Source organism: Amycolatopsis sp. WAC 04182 (assembly GCF_003947465.1).
Lineage (GTDB): Bacteria > Actinomycetota > Actinomycetes > Mycobacteriales > Pseudonocardiaceae > Amycolatopsis.
In genome coordinates, this window is the sequence record NZ_QHJJ01000005.1 from 231,468 (window position 1) to 247,704 (window position 16,237).

At 70.1% G+C, this 16,237-nt stretch carries 16 protein-coding genes; 14 read left to right on the plus strand and 2 right to left on the minus strand.

The annotated features are described in order from the left end of the window. Positions 1 to 263: 263 nt before the first annotated feature. The 10 genes from DMH01_RS27045 to DMH01_RS27090 all read left to right on the plus strand — a co-directional run bounded on the left by DMH01_RS27045 (position 264) and on the right by DMH01_RS27090 (position 11,285). Entirely contained in the window at positions 264 to 2,105 is a 1,842-nt protein-coding gene (locus DMH01_RS27045; RefSeq protein ID WP_125680030.1) for a hypothetical protein, read from the plus strand. Next, positions 2,102 to 2,461, plus strand: a complete 360-nt coding sequence (locus DMH01_RS27050) for a hypothetical protein (protein WP_125680031.1) — start codon at positions 2,102 to 2,104, stop codon at positions 2,459 to 2,461. The genes DMH01_RS27045 and DMH01_RS27050 overlap by 4 nt, the downstream gene beginning before the upstream one ends. A 117-nt stretch (positions 2,462 to 2,578) precedes the next feature. After that, the gene (gene sucC / locus DMH01_RS27055; RefSeq protein ID WP_125680032.1) at positions 2,579 to 3,748 is read left to right on the plus strand and encodes an ADP-forming succinate--CoA ligase subunit beta; all 1,170 of its coding nucleotides are present in this window, start codon (positions 2,579 to 2,581) and stop codon (positions 3,746 to 3,748) included. A gap of 1 nt (position 3,749) precedes the next feature. Then, entirely contained in the window at positions 3,750 to 4,637 is an 888-nt protein-coding gene (sucD, locus tag DMH01_RS27060) for a succinate--CoA ligase subunit alpha (protein ID WP_005165134.1), read from the plus strand. Positions 4,638 to 4,980: 343 nt separating this feature from the next. After that, complete coding sequence (locus DMH01_RS27065) at positions 4,981 to 5,790, plus strand: DUF5336 domain-containing protein (protein WP_125680033.1); 810 nt, start codon at positions 4,981 to 4,983, stop codon at positions 5,788 to 5,790. A gap of 144 nt (positions 5,791 to 5,934) precedes the next feature. Then, the gene (locus tag DMH01_RS27070; RefSeq protein ID WP_199745641.1) at positions 5,935 to 7,359 is read left to right on the plus strand and encodes a DUF6350 family protein; all 1,425 of its coding nucleotides are present in this window, start codon (positions 5,935 to 5,937) and stop codon (positions 7,357 to 7,359) included. Positions 7,360 to 7,435: 76 nt separating this feature from the next. Continuing rightward, on the plus strand, positions 7,436 to 8,053 hold the full coding sequence (purN, locus tag DMH01_RS27075) for a phosphoribosylglycinamide formyltransferase (protein WP_125680035.1): 618 nt from the start codon (positions 7,436 to 7,438) through the stop codon (positions 8,051 to 8,053). After that, a complete protein-coding gene (gene purH, locus DMH01_RS27080) occupies positions 8,050 to 9,612 on the plus strand; it encodes a bifunctional phosphoribosylaminoimidazolecarboxamide formyltransferase/IMP cyclohydrolase (protein WP_125680036.1) in 1,563 nt (520 codons plus the stop codon). Before purN ends, purH begins: the two co-directional genes overlap by 4 nt. An 87-nt stretch (positions 9,613 to 9,699) precedes the next feature. Beyond that, entirely contained in the window at positions 9,700 to 10,380 is a 681-nt protein-coding gene (locus DMH01_RS27085) for a hypothetical protein (RefSeq protein WP_125680037.1), read from the plus strand. Between the two features lie 140 nt (positions 10,381 to 10,520). Further along, a complete protein-coding gene (locus tag DMH01_RS27090) occupies positions 10,521 to 11,285 on the plus strand; it encodes a hypothetical protein (protein WP_125680038.1) in 765 nt (254 codons plus the stop codon). On the opposite strand, the gene DMH01_RS27095 is transcribed toward DMH01_RS27090, so the two are convergent. Then, on the minus strand, positions 11,282 to 11,986 hold the full coding sequence (locus DMH01_RS27095) for an SRPBCC domain-containing protein (RefSeq protein ID WP_125680039.1): 705 nt from the start codon (positions 11,984 to 11,986) through the stop codon (positions 11,282 to 11,284). The two genes, DMH01_RS27090 and DMH01_RS27095, sit on opposite strands and share 4 nt — an antisense overlap. Positions 11,987 to 12,164: 178 nt before the next feature. Here DMH01_RS27095 and DMH01_RS27100 point away from each other — a divergent pair, with 178 nt between their 5' ends. From DMH01_RS27100 to DMH01_RS27110, 3 genes are read left to right on the plus strand one after another with little or no spacing between them, the layout of a single operon-like run. Further along, entirely contained in the window at positions 12,165 to 12,650 is a 486-nt protein-coding gene (locus tag DMH01_RS27100) for a pyridoxamine 5'-phosphate oxidase family protein (protein ID WP_125680040.1), read from the plus strand. A 2-nt stretch (positions 12,651 to 12,652) separates the two neighbouring features. Then, positions 12,653 to 13,102: a VOC family protein gene (locus tag DMH01_RS27105; RefSeq protein ID WP_125680041.1), complete on the plus strand. Its 450-nt coding sequence runs from the start codon at positions 12,653 to 12,655 to the stop codon at positions 13,100 to 13,102. 58 nt (positions 13,103 to 13,160) lie between these two features. After that, positions 13,161 to 14,522, plus strand: a complete 1,362-nt coding sequence (locus tag DMH01_RS27110) for a hypothetical protein (RefSeq protein WP_125680042.1) — start codon at positions 13,161 to 13,163, stop codon at positions 14,520 to 14,522. On the opposite strand, the gene DMH01_RS27115 is transcribed toward DMH01_RS27110, so the two are convergent. Then, positions 14,507 to 15,331 carry a hypothetical protein gene (locus DMH01_RS27115; RefSeq protein ID WP_125680043.1) on the minus strand — a complete coding sequence of 275 codons (825 nt, stop codon included), beginning with the start codon at positions 15,329 to 15,331 and terminating at the stop codon, positions 14,507 to 14,509. The two genes, DMH01_RS27110 and DMH01_RS27115, sit on opposite strands and share 16 nt — an antisense overlap. Before the next feature lie 199 nt (positions 15,332 to 15,530). Between DMH01_RS27115 and DMH01_RS27120 the strand changes: the two genes are divergently transcribed. Next, positions 15,531 to 16,235, plus strand: a complete 705-nt coding sequence (locus DMH01_RS27120) for a hypothetical protein (RefSeq protein ID WP_199745642.1) — start codon at positions 15,531 to 15,533, stop codon at positions 16,233 to 16,235. Positions 16,236 to 16,237: the final 2 nt, after the last annotated feature.

Here is a 16,237-nt window from a genome sequence, read left to right on the forward strand (position 1 = left end):
CCAGTGAAAATTACCCAAAGTTAGAGGAGGTTTACTCACAACCGTGTGACTTGCGTTACAAGATCAGGGGGCCGTTCGGGGGTACCGGAGGGCCGAAAAGGAGGCAAACGAGGGAAATAAGCGGTTGCCCGACGGTGTTGCAGGAGGTTTACCCGGACTGGGCCTCTTCAGTGGCCATGCTGGGGCCCTGCCGAGCGCCGGTGAGACCTGCGGCGCCCCTGCTGCCGGGCCCCGCCGACCCCGGCTTGCTAGCGTCGCCGTCGATGACTTCGCGCTCACGGCACCCTGGCGACTCCGCCGGGCAAGCCGTCCCCGGTACCGCGTCCGCTGAACTTCTCCGGAGCGAACCGGGCTCCCGCCCGCGAGCGCTCCTGCTGGCGGCGGGGCTGGTGTCGGCCGGCGCGGTCGCGTTGGCCGCCGGCGCGCTGCTGCCCGTCATCCAGGGCGGTTCGCCTGGTTTCACCGCCGCTCCTCTGCTGGTCGTGCTGGCCTTGGCGCCCGCGGCGGCCGTGCTCTACGCACTGGCCACCGGCCGCTCCGGGCTCGCGGCGGGTCTGGTCCTCGGGCTCACCGCGCTCGCGCCCGGACGGCTGCTGCTGGACCTGCAGCTGCTCGCCGACGGCTCCCTCGCCGCGCGTCCGGAACTGTTCCTCGCCGACCGGCTGCTCGCGCTGCCTCCGGCGGGGCCGGGACTGTGGCCGCTGGTGGCGGGCCACCTGCTCACGCTCGCGGCCGGGGCGTTCGCCGCCGGAGCCGCCCGCGACGAGGCGGAACTGGCGGGTGAACTCGACGGACGGCGCCGCTGGCGGCTGCTCGGGCCCGTGCTCGGCGTGGCGGGCGGGGTCGGCCTGCTGCTCGCGCCGCTCGGTTCGGGCAACGCGTACCTCCTGGCCAAGAACGCCTTCGAGGGCCCGACCGTCGCGATGGCCGGGTACCTCATGCTCGCGGCCTTGCTCCCGCTGACCGCGCTCGTGGCGGTGAGTTCGCCCTCGGCCGGGGTCGGCAAGGGCGGATTCGCCGGGGCGGGGCTGGCCGCGCTCGCCGTCGGTGTCCCGCCCGTGATCGCGGGGCTGGTCGTGGACCGGCTTTCGGTCGCGCCGGGATCGGTGGTCGTGACCGTCGCCGGCCTGGCGCTCGTGGGGCTGGCCTTCACCCGGTTCGACGTCGCGGAAACGGGCGAGGCCGTCACCGGCGACCTGGCGGGTGAGGCCAGGCTGCCGGGGCTGTTCTGGTGGCGGCTGGCCACCGGCGGTCTGGCGCTGCTCGCTTCGGCCGCCGCGGTCGCGGGTGCCCTGGCCCCGGTGCTGAAGGCCAACGGTCCGACGCCGGTCCCCGAGACACCGGCGCGCTGGCTGCTGCTCGGCGCCGCCGTCGTGCTCGCCGTGCCCGCGCTGTTCGTCTTTGTGCCGCGGCTTTCGGCGTTCGCCCGGGGAGTCGTCGCGGCCACGTGGGCGGGTGTCGTCCTCGCGGGCGCGGCGGTGCTGAGCGCGGCCTTGTCCGTGACCGAGGACAAAGCGGTCGATCCGGCGCTGTTCGGGGTCGACCTGCCGGTGCCGTTGCCGGACAAGGTCGGCTACTCGGCGGGTCCCGGGGTCACGTGGACGTTCATCGCGCTCGTGCTGGCGGCCGTGGCCGCGCTCGCCGCGGTGATCACCGGAGTCGTGGAACGCGACGTCTCCGACGACGACGCGGAACTGGACACCGGCCTGGACGGAACGCGGGCGAGCGGGAACGTGCTCACCCCGCTCGTCGCGGCGGCGGTACTGGCGATCGCCGCCTTCGGCACGCCGGTGTTCACCGCGCCCGGCTACACCGCTCCAGGGCTGTGGTCGCACTTCGGCGCGGCGTCGTGGGGCCTGCTCGGCGCGCTCGCGGTCGTTCTCGGCCTGTACGCGCTCGTCCCGCGTTCACGGCCCGCCGCGGCGGCGTCCGCCCTGGCCGGGGCCGCGCTGGTGCTCGGCCTGCGCGCGGCGGAACTTCCGCTGGTCGGCTCGGAGTACGACGGTTCGTCGGCCGGGATCGGGTTCTGGCTCGCACTGGGCGGAGCCGTCGTCACCCTCGTCACGGCCGGGATGGCCGTCGCGGGCGCACGGCCGGCCGGATGACGCGCCGTCTTCTCCGCGTCGTGCTGGCCGAGTTCGACGTCGAGGAAGGTGCGGCGGTCGCTCTCGGACGGCTGCTGCGTGACGACGGCGTCGAGGTCGTCTACGTCGGGCGCCTCGACACGGTCGACCAAGCGACCAAGACGGTCGAACAGGAGGATCCGGACATCCTCGGCGTCCTGTGCGGCGCGAGCGGGCCGGAAGAACTCGCCGAAGCGGTCCCGGGCGTTCTCCTCTTCGCGGTCGGTAACGGGCCGAGTGGGTTCGAGAACTCCTTCGAAACCCTGGAAGACGCGGCGAACTGGGTCTCCGGTGTGCGGTCTCACACCGTGGAAACACCGTCTGACCGCGTACGGTGACCGACTTCACCAGGTGCGGAGTCCCCTGCTTCTGCGCAGGTCGCTAACCTCGACTGGTCCGACAGCGCGGTCCGGCAACGGACCACCACAGTGGCGTGTCGTCAGGAGACTGGAGTAGTGGACCTCTACGAATACCAGGCGAGGGATCTCTTCGCCGCCCACGGAGTACCGGTTCTGCCGGGTGCCGTGGCAAACACCCCCGAAGAAGCCAAGGCCACCGCCGAGAAGATCGGCAACCAGGTCGTCATCAAGGCTCAGGTCAAGACCGGCGGCCGCGGCAAGGCGGGCGGCGTCAAGCTGGCCCAGACGCCGGATGAGGCAGCCGAGAAGGCCGAGGCGATCCTCGGTCTCGACATCAAGGGCCACATCACGCGTCGCGTGCTGGTGGCCGAAGCCTCGGACATTTCCGAGGAGTACTACTTCTCCTTCCTGCTGGACCGTGCGAACCGCACCTTCCTCGCGATGGCTTCCGCCGAAGGCGGCGTGGAGATCGAGCAGCTGGCCGTCGAGCGTCCCGAAGCGCTCGCGAAGATCCCGGTCGACGCGATCATCGGTGTCGACAAGGCGAAGGCCGTCGAGATCCTGACCGCGGGCAAGTTCCCGGAGAAGATCGTCGACGAGGCCGCCGACGTCGTCGTGAAGCTCTGGGAGACCTTCGTCTCCGAGGACGCCACGCTGGTCGAGGTCAACCCGCTGGTCCGTGACCCGCAGGACAAGATCATCGCCCTCGACGGCAAGGTCACCCTCGACGAGAACGCCTCGTTCCGTCAGCCGGGCCACGAGGCCCTGGTCGACAAGGACGCGGAGAACCCGCTCGAGGCGAAGGCCAAGGCCAAGGACCTCAACTACGTCAAGCTCGACGGCGAGGTCGGCATCATCGGCAACGGCGCGGGCCTCGTGATGTCCACGCTGGACGTCGTGGCGTACGCGGGCGAGAAGCACGGCGGCGTCAAGCCCGCCAACTTCCTCGACATCGGCGGCGGCGCTTCGGCCGAGGTCATGGCGGCCGGTCTGGACGTCATCCTCAACGACACCGACGTGAAGAGCGTCTTCGTCAACGTCTTCGGCGGCATCACCGCTTGCGACGCGGTCGCGAACGGCATCGTCGAAGCGCTGAAGATCCTGGGCGACGAGGCCACCAAGCCGCTCGTCGTGCGGCTGGACGGCAACAACGTCGTCGAGGGACGTCAGATCCTTGCCGACGCGAACCACCCGCTCGTCACCGTGGTGGACACAATGGACAACGCGGCCGACAAGGCCGCCGAGCTCGCCGCGGCAGGTGCGTGAGATGTCGATCTTCATCAACGAGAACAGCAAGGTCATCGTCCAGGGGCTCACCGGCTCCGAGGGCATGAAGCACGCGACCAAGATGCTGAAGTCCGGCACGAACATCGTGGGTGGCGTCAACGCCCGCAAGGCCGGTCAGACCGTCTCCATCGAGGGCAAGGACCTCACCGTGTTCGGCACGGTCGAGGAGGCCATCAAGGAGACCGGCGCCGACGTTTCGGTCATCTTCGTGCCGCCGAAGTTCGCCAAGGACGCGGTCATCGAGGCGATCGACGCCGAGATCCCGCTCGCCGTGGTGATCACCGAGGGCATCCCGGTGCACGACTCGGCCTACTTCTGGGCGCACGCCGTCGCGACCGGCAACAAGACCCGGATCATCGGGCCGAACTGCCCCGGCGTGATCAGCCCCGGCAAGTCGAACGCGGGCATCATCCCGGCCGACATCACCGGTGCCGGCCCGATCGGTCTCGTGTCGAAGTCGGGCACGCTGACCTACCAGATGATGTACGAGCTGCGTGACATCGGTTTCTCGACCGGTGTCGGCATCGGCGGCGACCCGGTCATCGGCACGACGCACATCGACGCCCTCGAGGCGTTCGAGGCCGACCCCGAGACCAAGGTCATCGTGATGATCGGCGAGATCGGCGGCGACGCCGAAGAGCGCGCCGCGGCCTACATCAAGGACAACGTGACGAAGCCGGTCGTCGGCTACGTCGCGGGCTTCACCGCGCCCGAGGGCAAGACCATGGGCCACGCCGGCGCCATCGTCTCCGGTTCCTCCGGCACGGCCGCCGCCAAGAAGGAGGCCCTCGAGGCCGCCGGCGTCAAGGTCGGGAAGACCCCGAGCGAGACCGCCGTCCTGGCGCGCGAGCTGTACAACAGCCTCTGATCTTCGGAGACTGAGCTTTCCCCGGCGGGCCGGGCACCTTCACCGGTGCCCGGCCCGCCTCTTGCGTCCGGATCGCGTTTAGCCCGCTAAACGCGATCCGGGCGCGCGTCGCCTTTAGCGGGCTAAACGCGATCCGGCGGCGGACCTGCGTTTAGCCCCCTAATCGCGATCCGGTCGTCGCCGAGGGGTTCCGCGCGGAACCCGACCGGGTGTAGAGACGTCTCAGAGCCCGAGGCGTGGGGTGACCGCGTGTGCGCTAGCGTTCGAGCATCACAGCCGCCTCGTTTGTCCCGGGAGTCCCGCGCGCCCCGGGGTGCCGGTCGAACGACAGGAGAGCATTCGGATGTCCTATCCCAGCGGTGGGCCCGGCTACCCCCAGCAGGGTGGCGGCCAGCAACACCCCAACCCCGGCTCGGGAGCCTTTCCGCAGCAGCAGGCGCCGGCACCGGCGACTCCGCTGAACCTGGCGTTGCTGCTCGCGCTCGCCGTCACCGTCCTCGGCCTGGTGCAGTTCTTCATCGGTTTCTCCGACGAGGCCGACGCCGCCGGGCAGATCTCGGTCTTCCTCCTGGTCAGCGGTCTGCTCGCGGCCTTGCACGCGTTGCCGCGCGGTCCGAAGACGCTGCCGTTCGCCGCGTTGTTCAGCGTCATCGGCGCGTTCGGCGCGCTGGACCTGGTCATCGGCTACGGGAGCGGCCGTGAGGATGTCTCGGTCCCCGGCATCCTCACCGTGGTGCTGATCCTCGGCATCCTGCAGATGCTGGTCGCGGTCGCCGCGCTGCTGTTCGAGCACGACGTCATCAAGCTGCCCGCCGCGAAGCCGCAGCAGCAGGCGCCGCAGGCCCCGTACAGCCAGCAGTTCCCGCAGCAGGGCCCGCAGGGGCCGTTCGGCCAGCAGGGGCAGCAGGGCCCGGCCGCCACGCAGGTCCAGCCGTTCCCCGGTTCGGGTCAGCAGGGCCAGCAGCAGGGTGAGCAGTCCGGCCCGTTCTCTCAGCCGGGCGGGTTCCAGCCGCCGGTCACGCAGCCGCCGGGCCAGCAGGCCACGACGTACGCGCCGCAGCAGGGCCAGTTCTTCCAGCAGCCGCCGTCCTCCTCGTCGGAGTCGGGCCAGAACCCGGGCACACCGCCCGGTGGTTTCGGCCAGCAGAGCTGACCTCTCGCACGAAAAAAGCACCCGCTGTGACTCTCCGTGTCACAGCGGGTGCTTTTCTTTTCGGTGTTACCCGACCGGGTGGGTTGGGCCACGTGCGCCGACGGGCGGCGGCGTGCCTCACCCGGACGGCCCAGTCCGGATGTCATGGTGCGGTTCATGAAGCTGCTCACCCGCGACGAACGCCCGCCGGGCGAAGAGCCGGTGAGCGACCTCGTCCCCGAGCTGGAGGTCTCCAGGGCGAAGCGGGTTCGTGTGTTGCTCGCGGCGGCCTGCGCGCCCCTGTTGTTCTCCTTCACCGCCATCGCGGCCGTCCTCGCGATGGTTTCGTTCGCCGCCGACCGGTCCCGGTTCTCCGCCACCGGCGCACTGCTCGCCGCCGGCCCCGGCTGGCTCGCCTCGTGGCAGGTGGAACTCGACCTCGGCGGTCATCCCCTCGGTGTGCTGCCCCTGCTGCCCACCCTCGTCGTCGGCTGGCTCGTGGCGCGGGCGGCCGCGCGCGCCGCCCGTCGGGTCGGCGGCCGGACCCCGGCGGACGCCATCCCGGTGGTGACGGTGATCGCCGGCGCCCACGCCCTGTTCGGTGTGCTCGTCGCCTTGATGGCGGGTGGATCGCCGGTCGACGTGAATCCGCTGACCGCCTTCTGCGTACCGGGCCTCCTCGCCGGACTCGCCGCCATCGCGGGGGTCGCCAGGGTCTGCGGGCTTCCGGCCGCGGTGCGGGACCGGTTCGACCCGGTGGCCGTCCAAGGCCTGCGGGCGGGCGCGCTCGGGCTCGCCGCGTTGATCGCCTGCGGCGCCGTGGTGTTCACCGCGGCCACTGCGTTTTCCTGGTCCACTGTGGACAGTCTGTTCGAGCCGGGATTCGGCGCGAGCTTCGGCCTGTTCGTACTTTCCGTCGCCTACCTGCCGAACGCGGTCGTCGCGGCGCTGTCGTTCACCACCGGGCCGGGTTTCTCGGTCGGTTCGCTGACCGTCGGCATGTTCGGCTACCAGGAAGGCAAGCTGCCCGGGGTGCCGGTGCTGGCGGGCGTCCCGTCGCACCACGCGGTCTGGTGGCCCGCGTTGCTCCTCCTGCCCGCGCTGGTCGGCGCGCTGGTCGGCTGGCGGATCCGCGCGATCGACGAGGATCCGATGCTGCGGATGCGCGCGGTGGCCGTCGCGGGCGCGCTCGTCGCGTTCGGCTGCGTCATCCTCGGGACCCTTGCCGGTGGCAGGCTGGGAGACGGGCCGTTCGATCCGGTCAGCGTGCCGGTCGGGGTCGCGTCGGTGATCGCCTTCTGCTGGATCGTCGTCCCCGGCGGATTCGTCGCGTTCTTCGCCGGAGCGCACGACGCCCCCGAACCGCCGGGTGAACCCGAGGTCGAGGAAGACCTCGTCGAGCCCGAAGAGGACGAACCGGCGGAGGAGGAAACCGAGGCCGAGGCCGAAGAACCGGCGGAGGACGTCGACGAGACTCCGGCCGAAGACGAGCCGGAAGCAGAGCCGGAAACCGAGCCCGAGCAGGATGACGCTGTGACCGAATCCACCGACGGGTCCGGCGACGAAAGCGCCCCCGGCGACGACCGTTAGGGTTGTCGCGACCAGGTGAAGCGCCGTACGCCCGAGTGCGTACCGCCGTGGCAAGGAGCCCGTTCTGGCTAGTCGGTTGGACCTGCCCACTCCGGTGAAGCTCGTCGTCCTCGCGTCCGGTTCCGGCACGCTGCTGCAAGCCGTGCTCGACGCGGTCGAAAAGCCGAACTTCCCGGCGAAGGTGGTCGCCGTCGGAGCGGACCGCGCCGGGATCGAGGCGCTCACCCGGGCCGAACGCGCCGGCGTGCCGTCGTTCGCCGTGCGGATGGCCGATCACCCCGACCGCGCGGCGTGGGACAAGGCGATCACCGAAGCCGTCGCCGCCTACCAGCCCGACCTGGTCGTCTCCGCCGGGTTCATGAAGATCCTCGGCGCCGAATTCCTCGCGCGGTTCCCCGGCCGCGTGATCAACACCCATCCGGCGTTGCTGCCGTCGTTCCCCGGCGCGCACGCCGTGGCCGACGCGCTGGCGATGGCCGTCAAGGTCACCGGGTCGACGGTCCATTTCGTCGACGCCGGAGTCGACACCGGGCCGATCATCGCGCAGGAGCCGGTGATCGTGGAGCCCGACGACGACGAGCACGTCCTGCACGAGCGGATCAAGGCCGTGGAACGCAGGCTCCTGGTGGAAACGATCGAAAAGCTCGGCCGGAGCGGGTGCGCGGTCGAGGGACGAAAGGTGAGGTTTTCGTGAGTACCGCACAGGGACAGCGTCCCGTCCGGCGCGCGCTGATCGGCGTCTCCGACAAGGCCGGCCTGCTCGAACTCGCCACCGGGCTGCACGCGGCCGGTGTCGAGATCGTGTCGACCGGTGGCACGGCGAAGGTCATCGCGAACGCCGGGGTGCCGGTGACGCCGGTCGAAGAGGTCACCGGGTTCCCGGAGTCCCTCGACGGCCGGGTCAAGACGCTGCACCCGCGCGTGCACGCGGGCCTGCTCGCCGACCGCGAGCGCCCGGAGCACGTCGAGCAGCTCAAGCAGCTCGACATCGCGCCGTTCGACCTGCTCGTGGTCAACCTGTACCCGTTCACGCAGACCGTCGCCTCGGGCGCGAGCCCCGAGGACTGTGTCGAGAACATCGACATCGGCGGCCCGGCGATGGTGCGCGCCGCGGCGAAGAACCACAGCAGCGTCGCCGTCGTGGTCGACCCGTCCCGTTACGAGTGGGTGCTGGAGCGCGTCGCCGCCGGTGGTTTCGAGCTGGCCGACCGCAAGCGGCTCGCCGCGCAGGCCTACGCGCACACCGCGGCCTACGACACCGCTGTCGCCTCGTGGTTCGCGAACGTCTACGCGCCCGCGGACGACTCCGGTTTCCCGGACTTCACCGGTGCTTCGTGGGAGCGCGGCGACGTGCTGCGCTACGGCGAGAACCCGCACCAGAAGGCCGCGCTGTACAAGCACTGGCGGCCGGGCCTCGCGCACGCGGAACAGCTGCACGGCAAGGCCATGTCGTACAACAACTACGTCGACACCGACGCCGCGCGCCGCGCCGCCTACGATTTCGACGCCCCGGCTGTCGCGATCATCAAGCACGCCAACCCCTGCGGGATCGCCGTCGGCGAGGACATCGCCGAGGCGCACCGGAAGGCGCACGCGTGCGACCCGGTTTCGGCCTACGGCGGGGTGATCGCGACCAACCGGCCGGTGAGCCGCGAGGCCGCCGAGCAGATCTCCGAGGTGTTCACCGAGGTCGTCCTGGCGCCGGACTTCGACGCCGAGGCGCTGGAGATCCTTCAGCGCAAGAAGAACGTGCGGTTGCTGAAGCTGCCCGCGATCACGTCGCCCGATCCGATCGAGTTCCGGCCGATCTCCGGCGGCATGCTGGTGCAGACCGTCGACACGATCGCCGCCGAGGGCGACGACCCGGCGAACTGGACGCTGGCGACCGGCGCGCCCGCCGACGAGCGGACGCTGGCCGACCTCGAGTTCGCGTGGCGTTCGCTGCGCGCGGTGAAGTCGAACGCGATCCTGCTGGCGAACGACGGCGCGACCGTCGGCGTCGGCATGGGCCAGGTCAACCGGGTCGACTCCTCGCGGCTCGCGGTGTCGCGTGCGGGGGAGCGGGCGAAGGGCTCCGTCGCCGCTTCGGACGCCTTCTTCCCGTTCCCGGACGGGCTCGAGGTCCTGCTGGAGGCCGGCGTCCGCGCCGTCGTCCAGCCGGGTGGCTCGATCCGCGACGCCGAGGTCATCGCCGCCGCCGAGGCGGCCGGGGTCACCCTGTACCTGACCGGCACGCGCCACTTCGCCCACTGACGCCGACCTGCGTTTAGGGGGCTGATCGCGATCCGGGCACGGACCTGCGTTTAGCCCCCTAATCGCGATCCCGAGGGGGGAGCTCGGATGTATCAGCCTCAAGGGCAGGGCGGGCCGCCGCCGGGGTTCGCGCCGCCTCAGCCGCCATGGGTGCAGGCCAAGGCGAAGAAGAATCGCCGGATGATCGTGATCCTGGTGATCGTCGTGCTGATGGCGTTGCTCATCGGCGGGGGTGTCACCGGGGGCATCTTCGCGTCGAAGTACTACAAGTCGACGGGGGCGGCGCCGATGTCGAGTCCCGCTCCGCCGGAGTGCGAGGCCTTGCGGCCGACGATGGAGCGTCTCGGCGTCCCGAACCTCGCCGAAGTCAAGGTCAGCCCGCCGTCCGCGGCCGCCACGTCGTCGAAGCTCACCTCGTGCACCTGGCGGCCGACGCCTGCTGAGCACGTCCGCTACCGATCTCTTTACGTCTCGATCAACGCCTTCACCGGACCGGAGGCTGAGCAGCGGGCGAGCGACTACAACCCGCCGGCGACGGGTGAGGTCGTTCCGTTGCCGGAGATCTCGGACCGGGCTTGGTTCCGGATCGAGCGGTCCGGCAGTGCGCACAGCAGGGCGGAGCTGTGGGCGCAGCGAGGCAAGGTCCAGGTCTGGGTCATGTACTCCGCCAAGGACAAGGGCTTCTTCACGGATGAGCGCGTACCGGCCGACGTGCTCTCCAGCGAGGCCAAGTCCGCCACCATGGCCGCCTTCGATTCGGCGCCCTGACCACCGGGCACCCTGCGTCAGGGCCGTCGTGCCATGCTGGCCGCAGATCGCGTTTAGCCCGCGAAACGCAGGTCCGGGCGCGTGTCGCCTTTAGCGGGCTAAACGCGATGCGGACGTCCGCGAATCGAGGGGGAGGATCGGTGCACCAGCCGCCGCAGGGGTACGGCCAGGGGCCGGGTTACGGCCCGCCACCTGGGCAGGGAGGCTACGGACAGCAGCCGGGGTACGGCCCGCCTCAGCCCGGGTACGGGCCGCCGCCCGGGTACGGTCCGCCCGGCTACGGGCCGCCGCCCAAGAAGAAAAAGACCGGGCTGATCGTCGGCCTGATCGTGGGTGGCGTGGTCCTTCTCGGCCTGGGCATCCCCGGCGGCATCTTCGCGTCCGAGTACTACTCGTCGGTCGGCAAGGCGCCGGTCTCGCAGCAGCCCCCCGCCGGGTGCGCCCTCTCCCCGGAGATCCTGAACAAGACGTTCACCAGCAGCTTCCAGGGCGTCCGCGACAACGAGATCAAAGCGGGCGACATCGTCACCAAGCAGCAGGGCTGTTCCTGGCTCCCTCCGGAGAGCGACAACGTCCACGACCGCGCCCTCCAGGTCATGGTGTACCGCTACGAGGGGCCGGACGCAGAGAAACGCGCGTCGGAGTCGTCCCCCGGGTCGGCCGCGCCGTCCGAGCGTCAGCAGCAGGTGCAGGGCATCGGCGAGAAGGCGGTTCTCGTCTCCCTCGACACCGACAGCGCCTTCAGTGGCGCGGAGCTGCGGGTCACCCAGGGTGTGTACGTCGTCATCGTGACTTACAAGGGCTGGGACAAAGGGTTCTTCACGAACTCGCCGATCCCGCCCGCGGAGTCCGCCGAAGTGGCGAAGTCCGTGGGCGCCGAACTCGTGAAGAACCTGCCCCGCTAGGCGTACAGGCCATTCAGCCAGGCCGTCCACGCCTTCTCGGCTTCGACCGCGTCGGCGTCTTCGGCGAACAGGTGGTGCCCGATACCGACAGGCCAGCCCCAGACGTTCCGGCCGTAGAAGCGGTACAGCGCGTCTTCGGTCCGGACGCCGATGAAGGCCGGCGTCAGGTAGTCGACGACGCCCTCGACGCCGGGGACGTCGAGGTACACCCGGTCACCCACGGCCTTCGCGCCTAGCGCCACCCGCACGGCTTCGAACGCCTCCGGGGCCTTCGACGCGTCAGGCGCGTCGGTCTTGAAGTACTTCGCCTGACGCCGGTTGAAGTGCGTCAGGTACTCGCCCAGCGAGTGGTAGTAGAACGACGTGTGCTGGCGGCACGCGTCGTATTCGACGTCCCAGTCGTCGAGGACAGTGGTGTGCTCGTAGCGCAGGTACGTTCCCCCGTCCTTCGGTTCGAGGACGTATTCGAGCGTGTTGAACCAGCCGCTCTCGTCTTCCGCGTAGGTGACGAAGCGCTGTGACGGCTTCCAGACGGTGACCATGCCGCCGTCGGGGGTGAGGCCGGACTCGGCGCCGCCGTCGCGGGGTTCGTACTGGATCGGCCAGAGCCAGCCGCCGCTGCCCGTGGTGATCGCGGCCCAGGTGTCCGCGGGTGTGGTGGGGAGGAAGCCCTCGAAGCGGACCTCGGATTCCTTCGTCATTTCCGTCCCTCTCTCGCTGCCTTTACAAGAGCGACGCCTGGCCAGGGGCGCTTTCGACAACCGGATCGCGTTTAGCCCGCTAAAGGCGATGTGACGCGGGTCACGTTCTGGGGTGTCGAAGTGCGCCGTGCGGCGGCGTCCCCGGGGTGTCCGCGAAGACAGACCCGAGGAGAGCGACATGCAGCAGAACATGATCGACGAGATCCTGAACCGCCCGCTCGGCCAGGAGCTCCTGGCCCGTGACCTGGCCAGGCTGGCCTACACCGCGCTCGACGGCACGCCGCGGTCGATCCCGATCGGCATCCACTGGAACGGCAAGGAGATCGTCATGTGCACCTCGACGAACGCCCCGAAGCTGCCGTCTCTGCGCCGCAACCCCGCCGTCGCGCTGACGATCGACACCGAATCGCACCCGCCGAAGATCCTGCTCCTGCGTGGCACCGTCGAACTGGACTACGTCGACGGCATCCCCGACGAGTACCTGCAGTGGAACGGCACCTACGAGATGACGCCCGAGCAGCGGGTCGAGTGGGAGGAAGGCGTGCGGTCGCTCTACGACGGCATGGTCCGCATAGTGCTGACCCCGACCTGGGTCAAGCTCATCGACTTCGAGACCGCCCTGCCTTCCGCCGTCGAGGAGCTCATCCGCCGGAAGAGTGCCTGAACATGACACTCAAGAAGCTGGAACACGTCGGCGTCGTCGTCCACGACCTCGATGCGGCCAAGGCGTTCTTCACCGCGCTCGGTCTCGAACCGGAAGGCGAAGCGTCGCTCAAGGGCGACACGGTCGACCGGCTCACCGGACTGGAAGGGGTCCGGACGGATATCGCGATGCTGCGCCCGCCGGACGGCCACGGCGGCGTGGAGCTGATCAAGTACCACACGCCGGAGGGGCCGGAAGCCGATCCGCGCGCGCCGATGAACACGCCCGGCATCCGCCACTTCGTGTTCTCGGTCGAGGACATCGACGACGTCCTCGAGCGCTTGCGGCCGCACGGCGGCACACTCGTCGGCGAGCTGGTGCGCTACGAGGACAGTTACCGGCTCTGCTACGTCCGCGGTCCGGAGGGGATCGTCGTCGAGCTGGCGGAAGAGCTCGTACGCCGGGAGGCGTAGACCAGAAGCCGCGTCTCGACGGATTCCCGCGAAGCCTCGCGCTGACAGCATTTCCGCCATGACACTGACAGGAATCCTGGCCGCCGCGCTGATCGTCACCGGCGCGCCCGCCCTCGTGACGGACGACGTCCGCGTGCACACCGGAGCGATCGACGGTGCCCGGTACCGGGTCGAGGTGCCGTCGAACTGGAACGGCACATTGTTGCTGTACAACCACGGCATTTATCCGCCGGGCTACGTGCCCGAGGAGATCGAGCTGGCAGGCCGCGAGGAGGCGAAACCGGTTCTCCTCGGCGAGGGTTACGCGCTGGCCGCGTCGCTCTACAGCAAGCCGAACGGTTTCTCGGCCCGCGAAGCCGTGCACGACCAGACGGCGCTGCTGTCCTGGTTCGACCGCACCGTCGGCCGTCCGGAGCAGGTGCTCACCTGGGGAGCTTCCGGTGGCGGGCTCAACGCGGTCCTGCTGTCCGAGCGGCTTCCGCACCGGATCGACGGCGTGCTGGCGATGTGCGGTCCCGTCGCGGGCGGTTCCGCGTTGTTCGGTCAGGCGCTCGACCTGGGGTTCGCGGTCCGGACGCTGCTGGCGCCGGAACTGGAGGTCGCCCGCATCGCCGACCCGGCGGTGAATCTCGCGAAAGCCCGTCAGGTGGTCGCGAAGGCGCTGGAATCACCCGATGGACGGGCGCGGCTCGCCCTCGCCAACGCGTTCGCCGACGTCCCCGGCTGGTCGACGGCGCATCATCCCCGGTCCACCGATGTCGCGGCGCAGATCCGTCAGCAGACGGAGTTCGTCCTGGCCGTCTATGACCAGCTGTCCTGGGGCGCGCACCGTGCTGATCTGGAGGTGCAGGCGGGCGGGAACCCGGTGGGGAACACCGGAGTGGATTACCGCGACGTGCTCGCCCGATCCAGTGAACGCGACCTCGTGAACCAGGCCTACCGCGAGGCCGGCCTCGACCTCGGTGGCGACTTGGCCAAGCTCGCCGAAGCACCCCGGGTCAAGGCCGACAACGCCGCCGCCCGATGGCTCACCCGCGTCGGGACGCCGACAGGACGTGGACGGCTGCCCGTCGTCACACTGCACCCGATCGGCGACGGTGTCGCCCCGGAACACGAACGGACCTACGGCGATCGTGTCGATGCCGGCCGGATCCGGCAGCTGTTCGTGAACCGGGGCGGCCACTGTCAGCACACCGCCGCCGAGGAACTGACGGCGTTGCGTGTGCTGCGGGACCGCGTCGAGACCGGCCGCTGGCCGTCGACGTCACCGGAGCGGTTGAACGCCGAGGCGGACCGGTTCGGCCCGGAATTCCGCTTCCTCTACGACTGGCTGCACGGGGAAGGGGGCACCGCCGCATCCGCTTTCCGGCGGTATGACCCGGCGCCGCTTCCTCGCGAGGTTGCTTACTCCCCGTGGTAGTGCAGGCCGGTGCGCTTGAACACCACCCAGCGTTCGCCGGGCCGGTCCGCGACGACCGGATACCACCGTGGAGCGACCGCGGCGGTCAGTTCGGCGCCCCGGTCGATGAGGGAACCGACGGCGGGTTCCCCGACCACGATGAGCGCCGACCAGTCGACGTGGGCCAGCAGATTGTCCTCGGTGACCCCGAAACGGTCATCCAGAACGGTGACGAGGTCGTGCCCGGTGTCCGGTCCGGAGTGGACTTCGCTGACATCGGGCACCTCTTCGACGACGGAATCGGGTTCGTCGTAGTCCTCGAAGTCCTCGTCGTCCTCTTCCTCGTCTTCGCGTTCTTCGGACCACACGTGGTGGTCGAGCCTTGAGATGGCGTTGCTCAGGTCGAAGGCCTGCTCGTCGGTCATGACCAGCGTCACGGTGTGCCCGTCGGTCAACGTGAACGTCAATTCGGCCTCCGGGTGGCCGCTGGTGCCGGGCTCGGCCTCGACCATGCCCGCCACGGTCCCGGCCAGCGCCGTGGGCGCCGGGCTCGTGCCCCAGTCCAGCGACGGCAGGTTCGCGGCCATCTCCAGCACGCAGGTCGCGGCGGTCCAGAACGCGTCCTTGTCCCGGAAGTCCTTGCGGCTGCTGGTCAGGGTCCGTCCGCCGCCCAGCGGTTCGGTGTGGGCTTCGATCCGGCCCCGCCCGGTCCCGTTCTCCCAGGTCGCGGTGACCGTGACCCGGTTGGCCAGGCGTTTGCGGTAGTTCTCGATATGGCCTTCCCTGGCGAGTTCCCAGCCGTTCACCGTCTCGGGCCAAGTGTCGTGCACTGCGGATTTCCTTTCCTGACGGGAAGACCCCCGGCCTCGGACGTGACAGGTCCGGTGATCGTTCCCGGTTCGCTTGACAACCGCTGCGCCACCCGGTCTACTGGAGATATCGAACAAGCGTTCGAAGTGCCGCCTTCCCCGTGGCATGCCGGTTCCGTCCACAAAGGACGGTCTAGGTGTCGTGGGGAGGCGAGGTCCGGTGACAGCGGAGGTGGTCGAGGCGCGGGCCTTGCCGTTGGCGAGGCTGGCGGCCTTGCCAGGAGTGAGCACGGCCAGTGGCGTGGCTTCCGCGGCCGAACACGCGAGGACGACGGGAAGGGTGCTCCCGGTGTCCCCGGCGTTGTCCGGTCTGCTGCCCGCCGCGGGGCTCCGGCGCGGGAGCACCGTTTCGGTGCTGGGGTCCACGTCACTGATGCTCACCCTGCTGGCCGCCGCGACCGCCGGCGGTGCGTGGGCGGTCGCGGTCGGCCTGCCCGCGCTCGGGGTGGTCGCCGCCGCGGAACTCGGGGTCGAGGTGGGCAGGCTGGCGCTGGTCCCCCGTCCCGGTGCCGAGTTCCCGGCGGTGACCGCGGCCCTGCTCGACGGTTTCGACCTCGTGGTCGTCGGTCCGGGGCTCGCCCGGCCCGACGTGGCGAGAAGGCTGTCCGCCCGCGCGCGCAACCGGGGTTCGGTGCTGCTCTCACTGGGCTCCTGGCCCGGTGCGGAGGTCGAACTGAACTGTCGTCGCACGCGATGGACGGGTTTCACCGGCGGCGGCGCGGGCTATCTGCGCACCCGTGAGGTGGAGGTACGGGCGGGTGGCCGGGGTGCGGCCGCCCGGCCGATGTCGGCCTTGCTGCGGTTTCCCGGCGAGGGTGAGGTCGAGCGGGCGGACTTCCCCGCGACCAGGTGGGGGACGGCGTGAAC